We start from the raw sequence: 16,166 nt of genomic DNA, 5'->3' as shown, positions 1-16,166 counted from the left end.
CGCGTTCGCGAGCCGGAACGCGTGCGGTTTCCGTGGCGCGAGTACGGGATCGCTGGCTCACCGCCCGCGCGCGTCGGCACCCGAGACGCGGAAATCCTGCAACCCCGTCGCGGCCTTGAACCCGGCGATGCCGCTGCGCGCATTCGCGTTGGCCGCGAGGTGCCTTTCCCGCTCGCTGGCATGCACGCGATCCCATGCGAGCACCTTGGGCGTCATCAGCCGGTGCCAGAGCGGCGGAATCATCGCGACGACGATGGTCGTCAGATAGCCGCCGATCATCATCGGCGCATCGCGAAACGGTTCGAGTGCGTGATACGGCACTTCGCCCTGCGCATGATGATGCGAATGGCGCGTCAGGTTGAACATCGACCACGAGCTGATGCGCCGGTTCGTATTCCACGAGTGACGCGGCTGGACCGGCGTCGCCGGATCGCGAACGATGCCGTAATGCTCCATGTAGTTGACGATCTCCAGCAGCGCCTTGCCCCATAGCGCGCAGAGCGTGAAATAGGCGGCCGTGCGCCAGCCGCCGGCGCCCCATGCGCATGCGATCAGCAACACGCTCATCAGGTGGCCGCGAATGACCGCGTTGAACGGCGTGAGCAGCCCGTGCCGGATGCGCTTCAGGCGCTTTCCCTCGATTTTCCACGCGCTGACGTTGCCTTTGATCGTCGAGGCGAGCACATGAAAATAGACGTTGCGGCCGCGTGGCGCGGTGGCGGGATCTTCCGTCGTGGACACGTAGCGGTGATGACCGTACACGTGCTCGATCGAGAAAATCGTATCGAAGCTGAACGCCAGCAGCCAGCGGCCGATGAACATCGACACCGGGTCCCACGTACGATGCGTCAGTTCGTGCGCGGGAATGGTGCCGATCATGCCGATCATCAGCCCGGTCAACAGCATGCCGGATACATGATGGCCCCAGCCGGCCGCCGCGCGGGCCGCCAGCGCATCGTATCCGGTCGATCGTTCGATCAGCGCGCCGAAGCCGAGCGGGTCGGCCGCGCTGACCGACCAGACCGACACGAAGACGATCAGCGCCAGCAGCGGCAGGGCCATCCACAGCTGGAACGTCAGGATGCCGGGATGGCGCAGCACCGGTGTCGACGTATCGTCGCCGCAGATCGCGTCGCCGACGATGTAGAACGCGACGAGCGCGATGAAACAGGCGGTGATCCAGGGGCCGCCCGCGACGAACGCGACGACCGACGCGATGCCGATGACGTGGAACAGAAAATATTTTAGGTAATGGAACATCTCGGTGTCTCCTCCTCCATGCCGATATTTGAAAGTCAGGCGGCTGCCTGCATGTCGTGCTGCGTGGTGAAGCGGTCCGCGTGAATCCGCGAGCGGGAGAGGCCGCGCGCGACCAGCACGTCGGTCGCCGCATCGATCATGCGGGGCGGCCCGCACAGGTAGGCGTGCGTCTCCTCCGGCAGGTCGGCCGCGATGGCGTCGGTCACCATCCCGCGCGAGCCGCGCCATGGCGAATCGGCCGGCTCGTCGGACAGGATCGGTTGAAAATCGAAGCGGCCCCGCCAGCGGGCGGCGAGGTCGTGAATCATGTCGAGCGCATACAGGTCGTGCTGCGCGCGTGCGCCGAACAGCAGCGTGACCGCACGCATGGTGCGTGCCGCGACGCCGTCTTCGAGCATCGCGAGAATGGGTGCGAGCCCGCTGCCGCCGGCGATCAGGATCAGCGGGGCCTCGGCGGGGCGCATCCAGAAATCGCCGAGCGGGCCTTCGACGCTCACGGCATGGCCGACGAGATCGTGCGCATGAACGTGGCCCGAGAACACGCCGCCGGGCACCTTGCGGACGAGGAAATTCACCTGCGCATTCGGCCGAACGCTGGTCGCGAACGAGTAATGACGTGCCTCGCCGGGCAGCGACGCGATCGACAGCAGCGCGTACTGTCCGGCCTTGTACGGCAGCGATTCGTCGAGTTGAACGCGCAGGCGGACGATGTCGTGGGTCAGGCGGTCCTGGCCGATCACGCGGCCGTCGATCGTCCGTCGCGCGGCTTGCCGGCTCGTGTCGACGGCGATCGTCACGTCCGTTTGCGGGATGCTCTGGCACGCGAGGATGAAACCCTGGTCGAGATCGTCGTTGGACAGGATGTAGCCGGTCTGCGTCAGCTCTTTCACGCGCCCGTCGACGAGCTTGCACTTGCAGGTCGCGCAGCCACCGACACGGCAGCTGTGCGGGAAGTCGATGCCGTGGCGCAGCGCTGCCTGCAACAGCGTTTCCGCCGGCTCGACCGTGATGGCGCGATCGTTGATGACGGCCTTCACAGTCTTGGTTTTTGTCAGGAATCGGAACATGTTCTCCCCATGCGGCCGTAGCGATTGACGTGGCTTCATCGTAGGGAGCCGGCCGGCGTTACGGGAGTGCGCGAATTGACATCGATGGCGCATTTATTGTCAATTGATGTCCGTCGCTCACCCGGGAAACCCGACATGTCCGAGACGGACTTTTTTCTTCAACCGCAGTACGCGATCCAGATCGCCGATCAGCTGGTGCGCATGGGCGGGCGTCCGCCCGACTGGTTTGTGCAACTGCAGCATCCGGGGCCGAACGGCGAGCTGACGATCCGGGATTTTTCGTTCGACGCGTTCATGCGGCTGGTCGGCGATGCGCTCGACGCAACCGGCGAGCCGGCATTCGGGCTGCTGGTCGGTGAACGCCTGCGCGTCGGCAGCCACGGCGTACTGGGCTATGCCGTCGCCAACAGCGTGACGGCGCGGCAGGCGCTGGAGCTGATCGAGCGGTTCGTGCAGGTGCGCACGTCGCTCGTTTCCGCGAAGCTCGAGATCGTGGGCGAACATGCGCGGCTCGCGTTCGTCGAACGTCATCCGCTGGGCGACATCCGGCAGCCGGTGATGGAAGCGATCGTGCTGACGATCAAGAATCTGCTCGACTACATCACGCGAGGCACGAGCCGCGCATCGTTCGTCGCGTTCCCGTTCGACGTGCCCGGCTATGCGGCGCTGTCGGGCGAGCTGTTCGGTTGCGACGTGCGCTATGGGGTCGACTGGGCGGGCATGGCGTTTCCGGTGGCGGAACTCGACCGGCCGCTCGGCACCAGTAACCCGCACGCGCTGACGGAGGCGGTGCGCATCTGCCAGGTCGAACTCGCGAACCAGAACCGGCAGCAGGCGTTTTCATCCAGGATCCGCCGGCTGATGTTCGAGAAGGTCGGCGATTTCCCGACGCAGCGATCGACCGCGCAATTGCTGAACGTCACGCCGCGCACGATGCATCGGCGGCTCGCGGACGAAGGCACGTCGTACCGCGAGATACTGGAAAGCGTGCGTCACAAGCTGGCGATCGAGAGCGTGAAGTCCGGCAAGCTCAGCCTGCAGGAAATCGCGTTTCTGCTCGGCTACGACAGCCTCGGGAATTTCCGGCGCGCGTTCAGGCGCTGGGAGGGCATGTCGCCGTCGGAATATCGTCAGTCGATGTAGCGGCTGCGTCGGCGCGAAGGCCGTGGCTCCATTTCCTGCACCATCTCGGCAATCTGCCGGCGCAGCCACCCGTACGCCGGATCGTCGTGCGTGCGCTCATGCCAGATCATCGTCAACGCGAAAGGGGCGACCTCGACCGGCAGTTCGGCGAGCGTGACCGGCATCGACTGCGCGACATGCTGCGCGAGCCGGCGCGGCAGCACCACCGTCATGTCGCTCTTCGCGACGACCATCGGCGCAACCAGAAAATGCGGTAGCCGCATCGCGATGCGCCGGTGCAGCCCTTGTCGCGCGAGGGCCGCGTCGACCATCTCGCCGCCGCGGCCGCCGATCGTCACCAGCACGTGCGACAGCGCCGCGAATCGCTTCGGCGTCAGCCGCGCGGACAGCGCAGGATGCCCGTTGCGCATGATGCAGACCAGGCTGTCGTCGTAAAGCTTGCGACGGTAGATGCCGGCGGGCAGGGTGTCGTCGTCGAACGCGCCGAGCGCGATACCGGCCGTGCCGTCCACCACGAGTTCGACGTTGTTGCCGCGTGACGGCGGCACGTCGAGATCCATTCCAGGCGCGTGCCGTTCCAGCCGCGCATTTACGTCAGGCAACAGCGTCAGCGCCATGTGATCGAGGCTCGCGATCGAGAACTGCCCGCGCGCAGTGGCTGGATCGAATTCGGCCGGCGCGACGATGCTGGCCGCTTCCGTCAGCACGCGCGACACGCGCAAGGCGAGCGACGCCGCGCGCGGCGTGAACTCCAGCCCCTTTGGCGTACGCACGACGACGCGATCGCCGAGCAGCGTGCGCAGCCGGCCCAGCGCGCGGCTTGCCGCCGGCTGGGTCAGGCCGAGCCGCACGCCGGCGCGCGTGACGCTGCGTTCCTTGAGCAACGCGTCGAGCAGCTTGAGCAGGTTGAGATCGACGGCGCGCAAATCCACTTCGTGCATGCTGGACATGATCGGTATGCATTTGAGTTATGTGAGGCCAGCGTACATCATCGAAGCCATCGCTCCAACGGGTGGAGCGGCTGTCGGGAGAACACATGTTCGTTGTTACGGGTGTCACCGGGCGCACGGGAGCCGTCGCGGCCCAGGCGCTGATCGATGCGGGCGTCACGGTGCGCGTGGTCGTGCGCGATCGCGCGAAGGCGGCGCGCTGGGCTGCGCAGGGCGCGGAAGTGGCGGTTGCCGATCTGGCCGACGCTGCCGCGCTGACGCGTGCATTCGCCGGTGCGCGCGGCGCGTATCTGGTCAAGCCGCCCAACTATGCACTGGAGAATCTGTTCGAACACGCGGACGTGACGGCGTGCGCTGTCGCCGAAGCGGTGCGCGCGGCGGGCTTGCCGAAACTCGTGCTGCTGTCGTCGGTCGGCGCCGATCGATCGAGCGGCACCGGCGTGATCGGGACCAACCGCACGGCCGAGCAACGACTGGCTGAACTGGGTATTCCCGTCGTGTTCCTGCGCGCGGCGTATTTCATGGAGAACTGGGCGCGCGTCGTCGATCCGGCGCGCGCACAAGGCATCCTGCCGAGCCTGCTGGTGCCGGTCGAGCGCGCCATTCCGATGGTCGCGACCGAGGATATCGGCCGCATCGCGGCGGACCTCCTGCGTGAAGACTGGGCGGGCATCCGGAAGATCGGGCTGGAAGGGCCGGTTGCATATTCGCCCGCCGACATCGCGGCAATCTTTGCGCGCGCGCTGAATCGACCGGTGCGGCCGGTGGCGCTCGAGCCTGCGGAGTGGGCCGGGGTACTCGCGATGAATCCGTTCTCGAGCGTGGCGATCAATGGATTCATCGAACTGAATCGCGGGCTGAACAGCGGCCACATCGACTTCGGGAGCGACGACACGGTCGAGCTTCGACAAGGACGCGTGCCGTTCGAACAGGTCGCGGAGGAGATCCTGCGGGCGTGATGCCGCACGTCCGCCGGCGGCAAACCGCCGTGACATCGCGGCGTTCGTGAGCGGTGCCGCGGCACTGCCCGGATACGGGCGCCATCGCGCATGTCGCACGGCCGCAACTGGCCGAACGGCATCACGCGCGATCCGGCTCCATCGCGGAGCCGGCCATTTTCCTTTCGTCCGCGGCCCTTCCGGTCAACGCACCGGCGCGGCCGTCGCCAGCAGGCTGCGCAGGAACACCATGACCATGTGCCCGATCGGCACCTCGGACAGGATCGACTGCTGCAGCGACAGGCCTTGCGAGAGCCCCATGAACGCAATGGCCAGGACGGTCGGCGATTCGGGCGGCACTTTCTTCAGCCGCGCGAAAATCTGTTCGATGCAATAGGCGAGGCCATCGCGGTGCGTGTCCAGCAACGCCTGCGACGCCATCGCGAAGGCGGGGTTGCGCCGCCCCTGAAGCTTGAACTCGACGCCCAGCACCGACCACTCGGGCTCGGCATCGACGGTCCGCGACCAGACATCCAGCGCATTCAATATGTCCTCCCCGGACGCGGAGGGATTGCTCAGCGCCCGGGCAATGTCGGCCACTTGCGTCTTTGAACGCTCCCGCATCAGTTCGACGAACAACGCCTCCTTGCTCGCGAAGTTCGAATAGAACGCACCCTGCGTATAGCCGGCCTCCGCAGCGATATCCCTGAGCGACGTGGCGCCGAACCCGCGGTCGACGAACAGCCGCTTGGCCGCGGCGAGCAAATGGGCGCGGGTCTGCAAGCGGCTTTCTTCGCGGGTCAGCCGCGGGGGACGGGAGGCCATGTTCATGGCCGGAAGGATATCAGTTGATATTTGAGATAGATACCATTACGATCGCGTTTCAAATATCACTCGATATTTGAAACGCAGGGCGCGATTGTGTCGCCGAATGTCGGTAACGGGGATCCCCGGGAGGGCGTTCGTGTCGACGCGGGGGCGCGCACTGTGTGCCGGTGCGTGGCGGCGTGTCGTTGCTCTCGTGTCGCGTGCTTCGATGCGCCGACGCGAGCCGCTTGCCGATCGAGTCAATGCGGCCGTCACGGGGCGTCGTGAAACAGTCAGTTAGTCATGCGAATCATGCCGGTTCGCATGCGGATGCGGATGCGGGGCAGGAAGCAGAAGATGAACGCGAGCAAGACCTATGCGCAGCTCGTAGTCGAGCTGGCCGAACTGGACGAGGAAATCGAGCGTGCACGCGCACGCGAACGCGTCGATGCGATCGCGGAGGTTCACTCGCTGATGGATACCTACGCGATCAAGCATCGCGACCTGGTCGGCCGCAACGGCAGCCGGGGTTCGTACATCGTGAAAGTGCTGCCGGCGCGCTATCGCGATCCGGCGAGCGGGAAGGAGTGGAGCGGGCGCGGCAATGCGCCGCGGTGGATCAGGGGCAAGGATCGTCGTCAGTTCGTCATCGTCAAGCCGCCGTCCACCGGCAAGAAAACCAGAACCCGTTGACGGACGGCGCCGGGCTACGGCGCCAGCGGCTTCGCCGGTGCCTGCGCCGGCGGCGTCAGCACCACGAGCAGCGTCGCGCCTTCAGGCGACGGCGCCACGTACGCATGCGGCCGATGCGACGAGAAGAGCGCGCTTTCACCGGCGCGCAACCGCGTCGGCTCGCCGTGCTCGAAGTGCAGCTCCAGTTCGCCCGACAGCACGTAGCAGAACTCGTCGCCCTCGTGGCCGGCGAGCCCGCCGGCTTCGTCCACCGTGCGCGCGTCGACCTGCATGCGCAGCGTGATCATCCCGGCCGAACTGTCGCGATGCAGCAGCGCGTATTCGTACGGGATGTTCGCGATGGGCGTCGTGACGATGTCGTCCGCGTGGCACACGCTCAGCGAGTTGCGATGGCGCGGCTGGTTGGTCAGCACGTCGCGCCAGTCGAAACCCATGCCTTCGATGATCCGGTGCAGCACGCCGAAGGTCGGCGACATCTTGTTCGTCTCGATGCGCGAGAACGTCGCCGCGGGCACGCCGGTCAGCTGGCTGGCCTCGTTCAGCGTGAGGTCGCGCGACTGGCGCAGCGCGCGCAGCCGCTGCCCGATCTGGTCGGCAGGCACCTGCAGGTGCTCGCGGCGCCGCGGTTTGAGCGGCAGCGCCGAAAGGATCGATGCGACGCGGGTTTTCTTGCTCATGATCGTCCGCCGGGGAGAATGTTTTTACCGATACGTAATGAAAATATACCGCATCGGTGCGAACCCGGGCGATCGATTGCATGACGCTTGTCGGCGGCGGATGTCGAGGCGTACACTTCCCCGGCGTCGACACGGCGAGAACGGGGCATCCACGATGTCTCGTTTTTTCGGCCCCTGAATTTGCGGATATGTAAATTCAATGGGGATGTGCGACGCGTCTCGTCCCGGCCGTCGGGAAGCGCCTGCCCCGCAGGCGATGGAGAAACGCAAGGTCGACAGCGCGCTTTCACGGTCAGAAATTTACGTATCGGTAATTTCGGAGAGAATGACCATGAGTCTGCAAGACGATCGGATGAACGGCGCCTATCGCGCGGAAGGCTGGGTGCAATGGCCCGGCGAGCCGGAGTTGAGTTTCCAGTTCGCGCGCACGCTCGGCGGCGCGCAGGAAGGTGCGAGCCTGATCAGCGAGTGCTTTCGCGCGGCATCACGCATGACGCCCGGCGATACCGAGAGCTGGTATCGCGAGTGGCAGGTGCTCGCGAAAGCCAGCGAACAGCGTGCGCTCGACGCTTACGCGCGCGGCTTCCTGCGCACCGCGAGCAGCAACTGGCTGCGCGCGGCCAACTACTACCGGTCGTCGGAGTTCTACCTCGCGCATGACGACGCGCGGCGGCGCGACAGCTTCGACAGCGTCGAACGCTGCTCGCATCGTTATCTCGAAGGGCTGACGCCGGCCGGCGAGGTCGTGCGCATCCCGTACGAGGGCGGCGCGCACCTCGACGCGTATTTCATCCCGTGCGCGGGCGGCGACGTGCGTTCGCCGGCGGTGATCGCATTCGGCGGGCTCGACGAGTACAAGGACGAACTGCTGCACGAAATGCCCAAGCATGCGCTCACGCGCGGCATGTCGCTGCTGCTGGTCGATCTGCCGGGGCAGGGCGGGACGCTGCGCCGGCAGGGGATCGTCAACCGCCCGGATACCGAAGTGCCGGTCGGCGCGTGTGTCGACTACCTGCTCACGCGCCGTGACGTCGATCCCGGCCGGATTGCGCTGTATGGCGCAAGCGTCGGCGGCGTCTATGCGGCGCGCGCGGCGTCGTTCGAAAAGCGCATCGTCGCGGTGGTCTCGGATTCGGTGATGTTCGACATGGCGTCGCTGTTCGCGAGCTGGCTCGATACGCCGGAACGGCTCATCTGGCGCCACCTGAAATGGGTGTTCGGCTGCGCGACACCGCAGGAAGTCGTCGACAAGGCGCGGGATTTCCGCCTCCAGGGTGTGATCGACCGGATTCCGGTGCCGTACCTGGTGCTGCAGGGCACGGAAGACTGGCTCGGGCTGAAGACGGCGACCGATACCTACGACTACGCGAAGGCGCATGGCGTCGACGCGACGCTCAGGCTGTTCGATCCGGACGAAACGGGCGCCGCGCACTGCCAGGTCGACAATCCGACGCTCGGCCAGGAATTCATCTGCGACTGGCTGGCGGCGCGGCTGGGCATCGACCAGCGCGCGGTGAGGCAGCTCAGGCCGGCATTGGCGTAAGCCGCGCGACGGCGCGCATCGACCTCGGGGAGACATCGTCCGCCGTCATGGCGCGGGTGATGTCTCCCGCGCGGCGCGTGCTTATCCGCGGCCGACGAACGGCATGGCCGTCGCCATGATCGTCATGTTCAGGATGTTCGTGTCCAGCGGCAGGTTCGCCATCTGGACGATCGCGTTCGCGACATGCGTGACGTCCATGCGCGCCTCGGGCGCGAGGCTGCCGTCGGCCTGCGGGACGCCTTGCGTCATCCGCTCCGTGAGCGACGTCGCCGCGTTGCCGATGTCGATCTGGCCACACGCAATGTTGTAGCGGCGGCCGTCGAGCGCCAGCGACTTGGTGATCCCGGTCACCGCATGCTTGGTGGCCGTGTACGCGATCGTATCGGGGCGCGGCGCATGGGCGGAGATCGAGCCGTTGTTGATGATCCGGCCGCCCTGAGGCGTTTGCGCTTTCATCAGGCGCCATGCGGCCCGCGCACACAGAAAGACGCCGGTCAGGTTCGTCGCGACGACGCTGTTCCACACGTCGAATTCGTATTCGTCGAGGGAAACCGGCGGCGCGTTGCGGCCGGCATTGTTGAACAGCACGTCGAGCCGGCCGAACTGCTGCGCGATCTGCGCGAACGCGTGGTCGACCGATGCTTCGTCGGTGACGTCTGCAGTGAATACGTGCGCGTCGCCGCCAGCGGCGCGGATCGCGTCCTGCGTTTCGCGCAACGCCCCCTCCGTGCGTCCGAGCAGCGCGACGGTGTATCCCGCCTGGGCGAGCGCGATGGCCGCTGCGCGACCGATGCCGGATCCGGCGCCCGTGACGGCTGCGGACTTCTTCGAGACAGACATGGCTTGATTTCCTGCTGGTTGAATGACAGGTGAGGCTGCGGATGGACGATGACGTCGCTCCTTCGGCAATGTAGTCGAAATGCGCGGCGCACAGGTTCAAGCGACATCGTAAAGCACGCTCGATGTCGCGATGACTTCGACTACTTCTTCCGGCCGGGTGCAGCCTTCCGTGCCGGCGTGCCCGTCTCCGCAAACAGATCGACCACCACGTCGCGCAGCCACCGGTTCCCCTCGTCCTGATTGACCCGCGTATGCCAGAGCATGTGAATCGGCGCGCCCGGCAGCGTGACGGGCAATGCGCGCCAGCCCAGCGAGAACGGGGCGGCGAGTTGCTGCGCGAGATGCTCGGGCACCGTCGCGATCAGGTCGGTGCGTTGCAGGATGTAGCCCACACTCATGAAGTGCGGCACCGTAAGCCGCACCTGGCGCGCCACGCGGCGGCGCTTCAGCCATTCGTCCACCTGCCCGTGACCGGTGCCGGCCGACACGACGACCAGATGCTCGGCATTGCGCCACGCGTCGACCGTCAGCGGCGCGTCCTCGAGCGGATGCCCGCGCCGGAACAGGCACACATAACGCTGATCGAACAGCCGGCGCTGATAGAAGCCGCCCTTGAGCTGCGGCAGCAGGCCGATCGCGAGATCGACGCGGCCATCGGCCATTTCGTCGCCGAGGTTGACGCTCGTGTCGCGCACGGTATTGAGCGCGATGCCCGGCGCCGCCTGCGACAGGTGTTCGAGCAGCGCGGGCAGGAACACGACTTCGCCGATGTCGGTCATGCCGATCGTCAGCGTGCGCGTGGCGCGCAGCGGATCGAAACCGGTCTCGGGGTTGAGCGCGGCATGCAGCGTCGCGAGCGCGTGCGACACGGGTTCCGCCAGACGCAGCGCGAACGGCGTCGGCACTACGCCGCCCGGCCCGCGCACGAACAGCGGATCGCCGAGCCGGCGGCGCAGCTTCGCGAGCGCGTTGCTCACGCCTGGCTGGCTCATGTTCATCTGCTCGGCGACGCTCGACACGCGCCGTTCCTGCATCAGCCGCTGGAAAAGCAGCAGCAGGTTGAGATCGATATCGCTCAGTTCCATGGGTTTCACCTTGGCAGGTTCATTGCATCCAGTGATGAAGTAGATTCTTTTCATTTTATTGCGGGATGAAAGTCCGCTCCTGAAAATACCGATACGGCACATGCAATCGACATGACCGCTGCGCACGCCGCAGACCCCACATCGGAACATCGGAGACACCTTCATCATGCAGACGAACCTGAGGATTGCGATCGTCGGCGCCGGGATCGGCGGCCTGACGCTCGCGCTTGCGCTGCGCGAGCACGGCATCGACGCGCAGCTCTACGAACAGACGGAGGTGTTGCGCGAAGTCGGCGCGGCCGTCGCGCTATCGGCCAATGCGACGCGCTTCTACGAACGCATGGGATTGCGTGCGGCCTTCGACGCGGTGTGCGCCGACATCCCGGGCCTCGTCTATCGCGACGGCCGCAGCGGCGCGGTGATCGGCCATCATCGCGGCGCCCCCGACTATCGCCGGCAATTCGGCGGCGCGTACTGGGGCGTGCATCGCGCGGACCTGCAGGCCGTGCTGTCGAAGGCGGTCGGCCTCGAATCCATCCATCTCGGCCATCGGCTGACCGATCTCGCGCAGCACGCCGATCGCGTCACGCTGACGTTCGACAACGGTGCGCGTGTCGATGCCGATCTCGTGATCGGCGCGGACGGCGCGCGCTCGATCACGCGGCGCTGGATGCTCGGCTACGACGATGCGCTGTATTCGGGTTGTTCAGGGTTTCGCGGCGTGGTGCCGGCCGCGCGGCTGAGCCTGTTGCCCGATCCCGAAACGCTTCAGTACTGGATCGGGCCGCACGGGCACCTGCTGCACTATCCGATCGGCGACGACGGCGACCAGAATTTCCTGCTGGTCGAGCGCCATCCGTCACCGTGGCCGTCGCGCGACTGGGTGATGCCGTCGGAAGAGGGCGAGCAACTGCGCGTGTTCAGGGACTGGCATCCAGCAGTGGTGCAGATGATTACCGCCGTGCCGATCAGCCAGCGCTGGGGGCTGTTCCATCGGCCGCCGCTCGGCCGCTGGAGCCGCGGGCGCGTGACACTGATCGGCGACGCCGCGCATGCGCTGGTGCCGCACCACGGGCAGGGCGCGAATCAGTCGATCGAGGATGCGGTGGTGCTGGCGGCGCAACTGGCGCAGGCCGGGCCGGGAAACTGGCGCGAAGCGCAGGAAGCGTACGAGCGGCTGCGTCGCGGCCGCACGCGCAAGGTGCAGTACGCGTCGATCTCCGTGGCCGATGTGCTGCACCTGCCCGACGGGCCGGCCGCGCAGGCGCGCAATGCGCGCCTGGCCGAGCGCGACAGCGTGCAGCATCACCTGGACTGGATTCACGATTTCGACGCGCTGGCCGGGGAGCCGAGCGAACGGCAGGGCGGCACGTGGCTTTGAGCACGCAATCTTGAGCGCGCCATCAGGCGCGGCTGGCGCGCCGGGATCGCACTCGCCGGGCATGACATGGGTCGACGGCCGGCGGCCCGCCAGTCACCGGCCGGCCTGACGAAAACGGGCGAGGCAATGCCCGCCCGCCGTCATTTCACGCATTCGAGCGCGTACTTCAACCCCTGCCCGAGCAGCCCGCGCCATACGTCCCAGGTATGCCCGCCGTCGACGATGCGCAGTTCGGCCGGGTTCTGCGCGCGGCGCAGGTGCGTGTACAGCACGCTCGATTCGGCCTGGATCGTCAGGTCGTCGTCGCCGGCCGCGATGAACATCGGGATCCGCCAGCTGCGCGCGAAATAGCCGCGCATCAGCGCCGGGTAGTTGAGCTCGTGCCATACGCGCGGGTCGAACTGCCGGTCGCCGAACACGCCGACGTAGCGTGCGGCGGAATTGAGCGGCGGCTCGTTCGCATAGATCGCGGGGCTCAGCAGCATCGCGCCGCAGAACAGCCCGGGTTCGAGCAGCGAGAAGCGCAGCGCGCCGAAGCCGCCCATCGACACGCCGCCGATCGCACGGCCCGCGCGCTGGTTCGACACCGCGAAGTGCGCTTCGACTTCGGGCAGCAGGTCGTTGAGGAACGCGCTCTGCATCTTCTCCTTGCGGTCGACGTACCAGTCGGTGCCGCCCTGCGGCATCACGATCACGACGGGCGGGATCTCGCGGCGCTCGATCAGCGTGTCGGCGGTGGCCTGCAGGCGGCCCTGCGTGACCCAGTCGTTCGCGTTGCCGGCATTGCCGTGCAGCAGGTACATCACCGGGTAGCGCGCGCCTTCCGGGTTATAGCCGGGCGGCAGGTAGACCGTGTACGACCAGTCGCGCTTCAGCGACGCCGAGCGGAACGTGCGCAGCACGACGCTGCTGCCCGGATTGAGCGCGGGCTCCTGGGCGGCCGACGGGGTCGTCGCGGTCTGGACGGCTGGCGGCGGCGCGGGCGATACCGCCGGCGCGGGCGGCGTGGCACGGGCCGTGGCGATGGAGCCGGCGATCAGGGCGATGGCGAACGGAAGGGCGAGTCGGCGCATGTCGAATCGTTTCAGGAGAGGCGCCGGCTATCGTAGCAGCGGCGCATGACGGCGCGGCGCGTCACCGCCGCGAACGGAACGGCAGCCGCGCGACGAGCGGCCCGTAGAGTTTGGCGACAAGATACAGCAGGCCCATCGCGACGATGTCGGCAATCAGGCCGAGCTTCACGTCGAGATAGCCTTCGGTCGCCTGGTAAAGCAGCGAATCGACCGCGAGCGAGATGCCGGTGCCTGCGACGAAGCACAGCAGCCCCTGTCGGCCGATCGTGCCGATCCACGGCATCGCGTGCGCGACCTTCTTCATCCAGCCGAGGTGCACGAGCTTCGCCGCGAGCCACGCGATCGCGAGGAAGTTCGCGAGCCGCAGCGCGCCGAGGTTCTGCTTGATCGACGGATCGGTCGGGAACGGCTCGATGCGCAGCCGGTAGTACGCGCCGGCCGCGACGATCGCGAGCGCCGCGGCGGTCAGCAGCCAGCCCTGCGGCTTCGGCGCGAGCGTCTGGTAGACGGGCTGGCAGCGGGCGATCACGCCGAACACGAACAGGAACTGCCACGCGAACGGATTGAAGTCCCACGGCGCGCCTTCGACGGTCGGCAGGAAGCGCGCGACGTGCGGCGCGGCGACCCACAGCGACCCGCTGAACGCGAGCAGCAGCCACGGCTGCGTGCGAGCGAGCGGCAGCGCGAGCGGGACGAGCAGCGCGAAGAACGCGTACATCGGCAGCACCGACGCGAGGTACGGCTGGCGGCGGAACAGCAGGATGTCGCGCAGCGCGGCGAGCGGCTTGTGGAGCAGGCCGTCGAGGTCGTTGGTCGGCATGTTCGGGCCGTCGATCGCGAATGCGTTCAGCGCGGCCGTGATCAGCAGCATCAGGCCGGCCGTCACGAGGAACGCGCGGTAGATCTCGAACGCGCGCTTGATGAAGCGCTGGCGCGCGGCGGCTTCGTCGTGCCGCTCGGCGAGCGAGTTGTAGGCGATCGCGGTGGCGAAGCCGCCGAGGAACACGAAGACCTCGGCCGCGTCGCACAGCGCGTACGCGTGCAGCGTCACGCGCGACAGGATGCTGCCGCCGATGTGGTCGACGACGATGACGAGCAGCACGAGGCCGCGGAAGAAATCGAGCTCGGCGTAGCGGCCGGCCCGGGCCGGCGCGGTCATCGGACCGCCTCCCGGCGCGGGCCGCGGGCGCGGCCGGCACGCGCCGCGCATGAATCGGGGTGAAGCATGACTTCGTGAAGAAATGACGAACGGATGCGCATTGTGCCACCGATGCGGCGTACACCGGGTTTACGCGGATGGCCGTCCGTCCTGCCGCTGCCGATAAGCCGGGTCAGGCAGTCTGCGCAACGGGGCAGTTGGACGAGCGCAACGGTTTGCGCCGGGTTCACATACCCCGATGGACGGACGGTTTGCGACGTGACACCATTTTGACCTCACGCGGCCGCACACCGCGTCGTCCGCCCTGCGGGCCACACATACAACAGACCAAACATTCGCCGGGCGCTCGACCCGCCCGGCCCGGCTCCGGAGATCCGTCATGAAGAAGCACGTCATTTTTACCGCCGCGCTGGCCGCTTTTGCCGCGCCGGTCTTCGCCCAGAACAGCGTGACGCTGTACGGTGTGATCGACGAAGGCTTCAATTACACGAACAACGTGAACGTCAATGGGGTCGGAAAATCGAATTACCAGCTCGCGAGCGGCTATGCGCAGGGTAGCCGCTGGGGCCTGAAGGGCAGCGAGGATCTCGGCGGCGGGCTGAAGGCGATCTTCACGCTGGAAAACGGTTTTGACGTGAACAACGGCCGGCTCGGCCAGGGCGGCCGCATGTTCGGCCGCCAGGCGTTCGTCGGGCTGAGCGCGCCGCGCTTCGGCACGCTGACCTTCGGCCGCCAGTACGACTCGGTGGTCGACTATCTCGCACCGCTCACCGCCAACGGCAACTGGGGCGGCACGCTGTTCTCGCACCCGTTCGACAACGACAACACGGACAACTCGTTCCGCGTCAACAACACGGTCAAGTATGCGAGTGCCGACTGGAACGGCCTGACGTTCGGCGGCACGTACAGCTTCAGCAACAGCACCGGCTTCTCGAACAACCGTCAATACAGCCTCGGCGCGCAATACTCGCTGGCCGGGCTGCAGGTCGCGGCTGCGTACCTGCAGGCGAACAACCCGGGCGTCGGCAGCGCGGGCGCGATCTCGGCGGATGACGCGAACTTCGTCGCCGACCGCCTGCGGATCTTCGGCGGCGGCGTCAACTACACGTTCGGCCCGGCCACGGTCGGCTTCGTCTACACGAAGACGGACGTGAAGAACCCGGTGTCGACCGTCTACCTGCCGGCTTCGACGTTCGCCGGCCTCGGGCTGACCGCGACGAAGTTCCAGAACTTCGAGATCAACGGCAAGTACCAGCTCACGCCCGACTTCTATCTCGGCGCGCAGTACGTGTACACGGACGGCAAGTACGATGCCGCGGCCGGGTCGTTCAAGCCGAAATACCACACGGTCGGCCTGATGGCCGACTACAGCCTGTCGAAGCGCACCGACGTGTACCTGCAGGGTGCATGGCAGAAAGTTGCCGGCGACAAGACCGGCACGGCGGCCGACGGCGGTTACGTGGTCGGCACGGACGGCCCGTCGGCGTCGTCGAACCAGTTCGCGGTGCGCGCCGCGATCCGCCACAAGTTCTGATCGGGCGGCGCCGGGG

Annotated in this window: 15 protein-coding genes; 6 read left to right on the top strand and 9 right to left on the bottom strand. The window is 66.9% G+C overall.

Features of this window, described 5'->3' with window-relative positions; translation table 11 throughout:
- Nucleotides 1–57 precede the first annotated feature (57 nt).
- Both BCO18175_RS31285 and BCO18175_RS31280 read right to left on the bottom strand, forming a co-directional pair.
- The gene (locus tag BCO18175_RS31285; RefSeq protein WP_174986635.1) at nucleotides 58–1,260 is read right to left on the bottom strand and encodes an alkane 1-monooxygenase; all 1,203 of its coding nucleotides are present in this window, start codon (nucleotides 1,258–1,260) and stop codon (nucleotides 58–60) included.
- Nucleotides 1,261–1,295: 35 nt separating this feature from the next.
- Entirely contained in the window at nucleotides 1,296–2,327 is a 1,032-nt protein-coding gene (locus tag BCO18175_RS31280) for a 2Fe-2S iron-sulfur cluster-binding protein (protein ID WP_174986634.1), read from the bottom strand.
- Nucleotides 2,328–2,462: 135 nt separating this feature from the next.
- Between BCO18175_RS31280 and BCO18175_RS31275 the strand changes: the two genes are divergently transcribed.
- Nucleotides 2,463–3,470, top strand: coding sequence for an AraC family transcriptional regulator (locus BCO18175_RS31275; RefSeq protein ID WP_174986631.1), 1,008 nt, complete (start codon nucleotides 2,463–2,465; stop codon nucleotides 3,468–3,470).
- Here the strand turns inward: BCO18175_RS31275 and BCO18175_RS31270 are convergent.
- Nucleotides 3,458–4,420, bottom strand: a complete 963-nt coding sequence (locus tag BCO18175_RS31270; protein ID WP_254608193.1) for a LysR family transcriptional regulator — start codon at nucleotides 4,418–4,420, stop codon at nucleotides 3,458–3,460. The two genes, BCO18175_RS31275 and BCO18175_RS31270, sit on opposite strands and share 13 nt — an antisense overlap.
- A gap of 86 nt (nucleotides 4,421–4,506) precedes the next feature.
- Here BCO18175_RS31270 and BCO18175_RS31265 point away from each other — a divergent pair, with 86 nt between their 5' ends.
- A complete protein-coding gene (locus BCO18175_RS31265) occupies nucleotides 4,507–5,379 on the top strand; it encodes an NmrA family NAD(P)-binding protein (RefSeq protein ID WP_174986629.1) in 873 nt (290 codons plus the stop codon).
- Nucleotides 5,380–5,562: 183 nt separating this feature from the next.
- Here the strand turns inward: BCO18175_RS31265 and BCO18175_RS31260 are convergent, their stop codons facing one another.
- Nucleotides 5,563–6,189, bottom strand: a complete 627-nt coding sequence (locus BCO18175_RS31260; RefSeq protein WP_174986627.1) for a TetR/AcrR family transcriptional regulator — start codon at nucleotides 6,187–6,189, stop codon at nucleotides 5,563–5,565.
- A gap of 333 nt (nucleotides 6,190–6,522) precedes the next feature.
- On the opposite strand from BCO18175_RS31260, the gene BCO18175_RS31255 reads away from it, so the two are divergent.
- Nucleotides 6,523–6,858: an H-NS histone family protein gene (locus BCO18175_RS31255; protein WP_174986625.1), complete on the top strand. Its 336-nt coding sequence runs from the start codon at nucleotides 6,523–6,525 to the stop codon at nucleotides 6,856–6,858.
- A 14-nt stretch (nucleotides 6,859–6,872) separates the two neighbouring features.
- Here BCO18175_RS31255 and BCO18175_RS31250 read toward each other — a convergent pair whose 3' ends face one another.
- The gene (locus BCO18175_RS31250) at nucleotides 6,873–7,535 is read right to left on the bottom strand and encodes a helix-turn-helix domain-containing protein (RefSeq protein ID WP_174986623.1); all 663 of its coding nucleotides are present in this window, start codon (nucleotides 7,533–7,535) and stop codon (nucleotides 6,873–6,875) included.
- Between the two features lie 331 nt (nucleotides 7,536–7,866).
- Between BCO18175_RS31250 and BCO18175_RS31245 the strand changes: the two genes are divergently transcribed.
- A complete protein-coding gene (locus BCO18175_RS31245) occupies nucleotides 7,867–9,078 on the top strand; it encodes an alpha/beta hydrolase family protein (protein WP_174968938.1) in 1,212 nt (403 codons plus the stop codon).
- Nucleotides 9,079–9,159: 81 nt separating this feature from the next.
- On the opposite strand, the gene BCO18175_RS31240 is transcribed toward BCO18175_RS31245, so the two are convergent.
- Together BCO18175_RS31240 and BCO18175_RS31235 are read right to left on the bottom strand one after the other, a co-directional pair.
- A complete protein-coding gene (locus BCO18175_RS31240) occupies nucleotides 9,160–9,918 on the bottom strand; it encodes an SDR family oxidoreductase (RefSeq protein WP_174986621.1) in 759 nt (252 codons plus the stop codon).
- A 140-nt stretch (nucleotides 9,919–10,058) separates the two neighbouring features.
- Complete coding sequence (locus BCO18175_RS31235; RefSeq protein WP_174986619.1) at nucleotides 10,059–11,003, bottom strand: LysR family transcriptional regulator; 945 nt, start codon at nucleotides 11,001–11,003, stop codon at nucleotides 10,059–10,061.
- Nucleotides 11,004–11,169: 166 nt separating this feature from the next.
- On the opposite strand from BCO18175_RS31235, the gene BCO18175_RS31230 reads away from it, so the two are divergent.
- Nucleotides 11,170–12,384, top strand: a complete 1,215-nt coding sequence (locus BCO18175_RS31230) for an FAD-dependent monooxygenase (protein WP_174986618.1) — start codon at nucleotides 11,170–11,172, stop codon at nucleotides 12,382–12,384.
- A 140-nt stretch (nucleotides 12,385–12,524) separates the two neighbouring features.
- Here the strand turns inward: BCO18175_RS31230 and BCO18175_RS31225 are convergent, their stop codons facing one another.
- Together BCO18175_RS31225 and BCO18175_RS31220 are read right to left on the bottom strand one after the other, a co-directional pair.
- Complete coding sequence (locus BCO18175_RS31225) at nucleotides 12,525–13,457, bottom strand: alpha/beta hydrolase (protein WP_174986616.1); 933 nt, start codon at nucleotides 13,455–13,457, stop codon at nucleotides 12,525–12,527.
- A gap of 61 nt (nucleotides 13,458–13,518) precedes the next feature.
- Nucleotides 13,519–14,616 (bottom strand): OpgC domain-containing protein, encoded by a 1,098-nt coding sequence (locus BCO18175_RS31220; RefSeq protein ID WP_174986614.1) that lies wholly within the window; start codon nucleotides 14,614–14,616, stop codon nucleotides 13,519–13,521.
- Nucleotides 14,617–14,995: 379 nt separating this feature from the next.
- On the opposite strand from BCO18175_RS31220, the gene BCO18175_RS31215 reads away from it, so the two are divergent.
- A complete protein-coding gene (locus BCO18175_RS31215) occupies nucleotides 14,996–16,150 on the top strand; it encodes a porin (RefSeq protein ID WP_174968944.1) in 1,155 nt (384 codons plus the stop codon).
- Nucleotides 16,151–16,166 lie beyond the last annotated feature (16 nt).

This window comes from Burkholderia lata (assembly GCF_902499335.1).
GTDB lineage: Bacteria > Pseudomonadota > Gammaproteobacteria > Burkholderiales > Burkholderiaceae > Burkholderia > Burkholderia lata_B.
This window is presented reverse-complemented; position numbering and strand designations above follow the sequence as displayed.

Excerpts from the sequence above, each read along its gene's own strand:
- BCO18175_RS31255 (WP_174986625.1), top strand. The coding sequence starts at position 6,523 with ATGAACGCGAGCAAGACCTATGCGCAGCTCGTAGTCGAGCTGGCCGAA.
- BCO18175_RS31225 (WP_174986616.1), bottom strand. The coding sequence starts at position 13,457 with ATGCGCCGACTCGCCCTTCCGTTCGCCATCGCCCTGATCGCCGGCTCC.
- BCO18175_RS31230 (WP_174986618.1), top strand. The coding sequence starts at position 11,170 with ATGCAGACGAACCTGAGGATTGCGATCGTCGGCGCCGGGATCGGCGGC.
- BCO18175_RS31240 (WP_174986621.1), bottom strand. The coding sequence starts at position 9,918 with ATGTCTGTCTCGAAGAAGTCCGCAGCCGTCACGGGCGCCGGATCCGGC.
- BCO18175_RS31275 (WP_174986631.1), top strand. The coding sequence starts at position 2,463 with ATGTCCGAGACGGACTTTTTTCTTCAACCGCAGTACGCGATCCAGATC.
- BCO18175_RS31215 (WP_174968944.1), top strand. The coding sequence starts at position 14,996 with ATGAAGAAGCACGTCATTTTTACCGCCGCGCTGGCCGCTTTTGCCGCG.
- BCO18175_RS31235 (WP_174986619.1), bottom strand. The coding sequence starts at position 11,003 with ATGGAACTGAGCGATATCGATCTCAACCTGCTGCTGCTTTTCCAGCGG.
- BCO18175_RS31280 (WP_174986634.1), bottom strand. The coding sequence starts at position 2,327 with ATGTTCCGATTCCTGACAAAAACCAAGACTGTGAAGGCCGTCATCAAC.
- BCO18175_RS31265 (WP_174986629.1), top strand. The coding sequence starts at position 4,507 with ATGTTCGTTGTTACGGGTGTCACCGGGCGCACGGGAGCCGTCGCGGCC.
- BCO18175_RS31285 (WP_174986635.1), bottom strand. The coding sequence starts at position 1,260 with ATGTTCCATTACCTAAAATATTTTCTGTTCCACGTCATCGGCATCGCG.
- BCO18175_RS31260 (WP_174986627.1), bottom strand. The coding sequence starts at position 6,189 with ATGAACATGGCCTCCCGTCCCCCGCGGCTGACCCGCGAAGAAAGCCGC.
- BCO18175_RS31220 (WP_174986614.1), bottom strand. The coding sequence starts at position 14,616 with ATGACCGCGCCGGCCCGGGCCGGCCGCTACGCCGAGCTCGATTTCTTC.
- BCO18175_RS31250 (WP_174986623.1), bottom strand. The coding sequence starts at position 7,535 with ATGAGCAAGAAAACCCGCGTCGCATCGATCCTTTCGGCGCTGCCGCTC.
- BCO18175_RS31245 (WP_174968938.1), top strand. The coding sequence starts at position 7,867 with ATGAGTCTGCAAGACGATCGGATGAACGGCGCCTATCGCGCGGAAGGC.
- BCO18175_RS31270 (WP_254608193.1), bottom strand. The coding sequence starts at position 4,420 with ATGTCCAGCATGCACGAAGTGGATTTGCGCGCCGTCGATCTCAACCTG.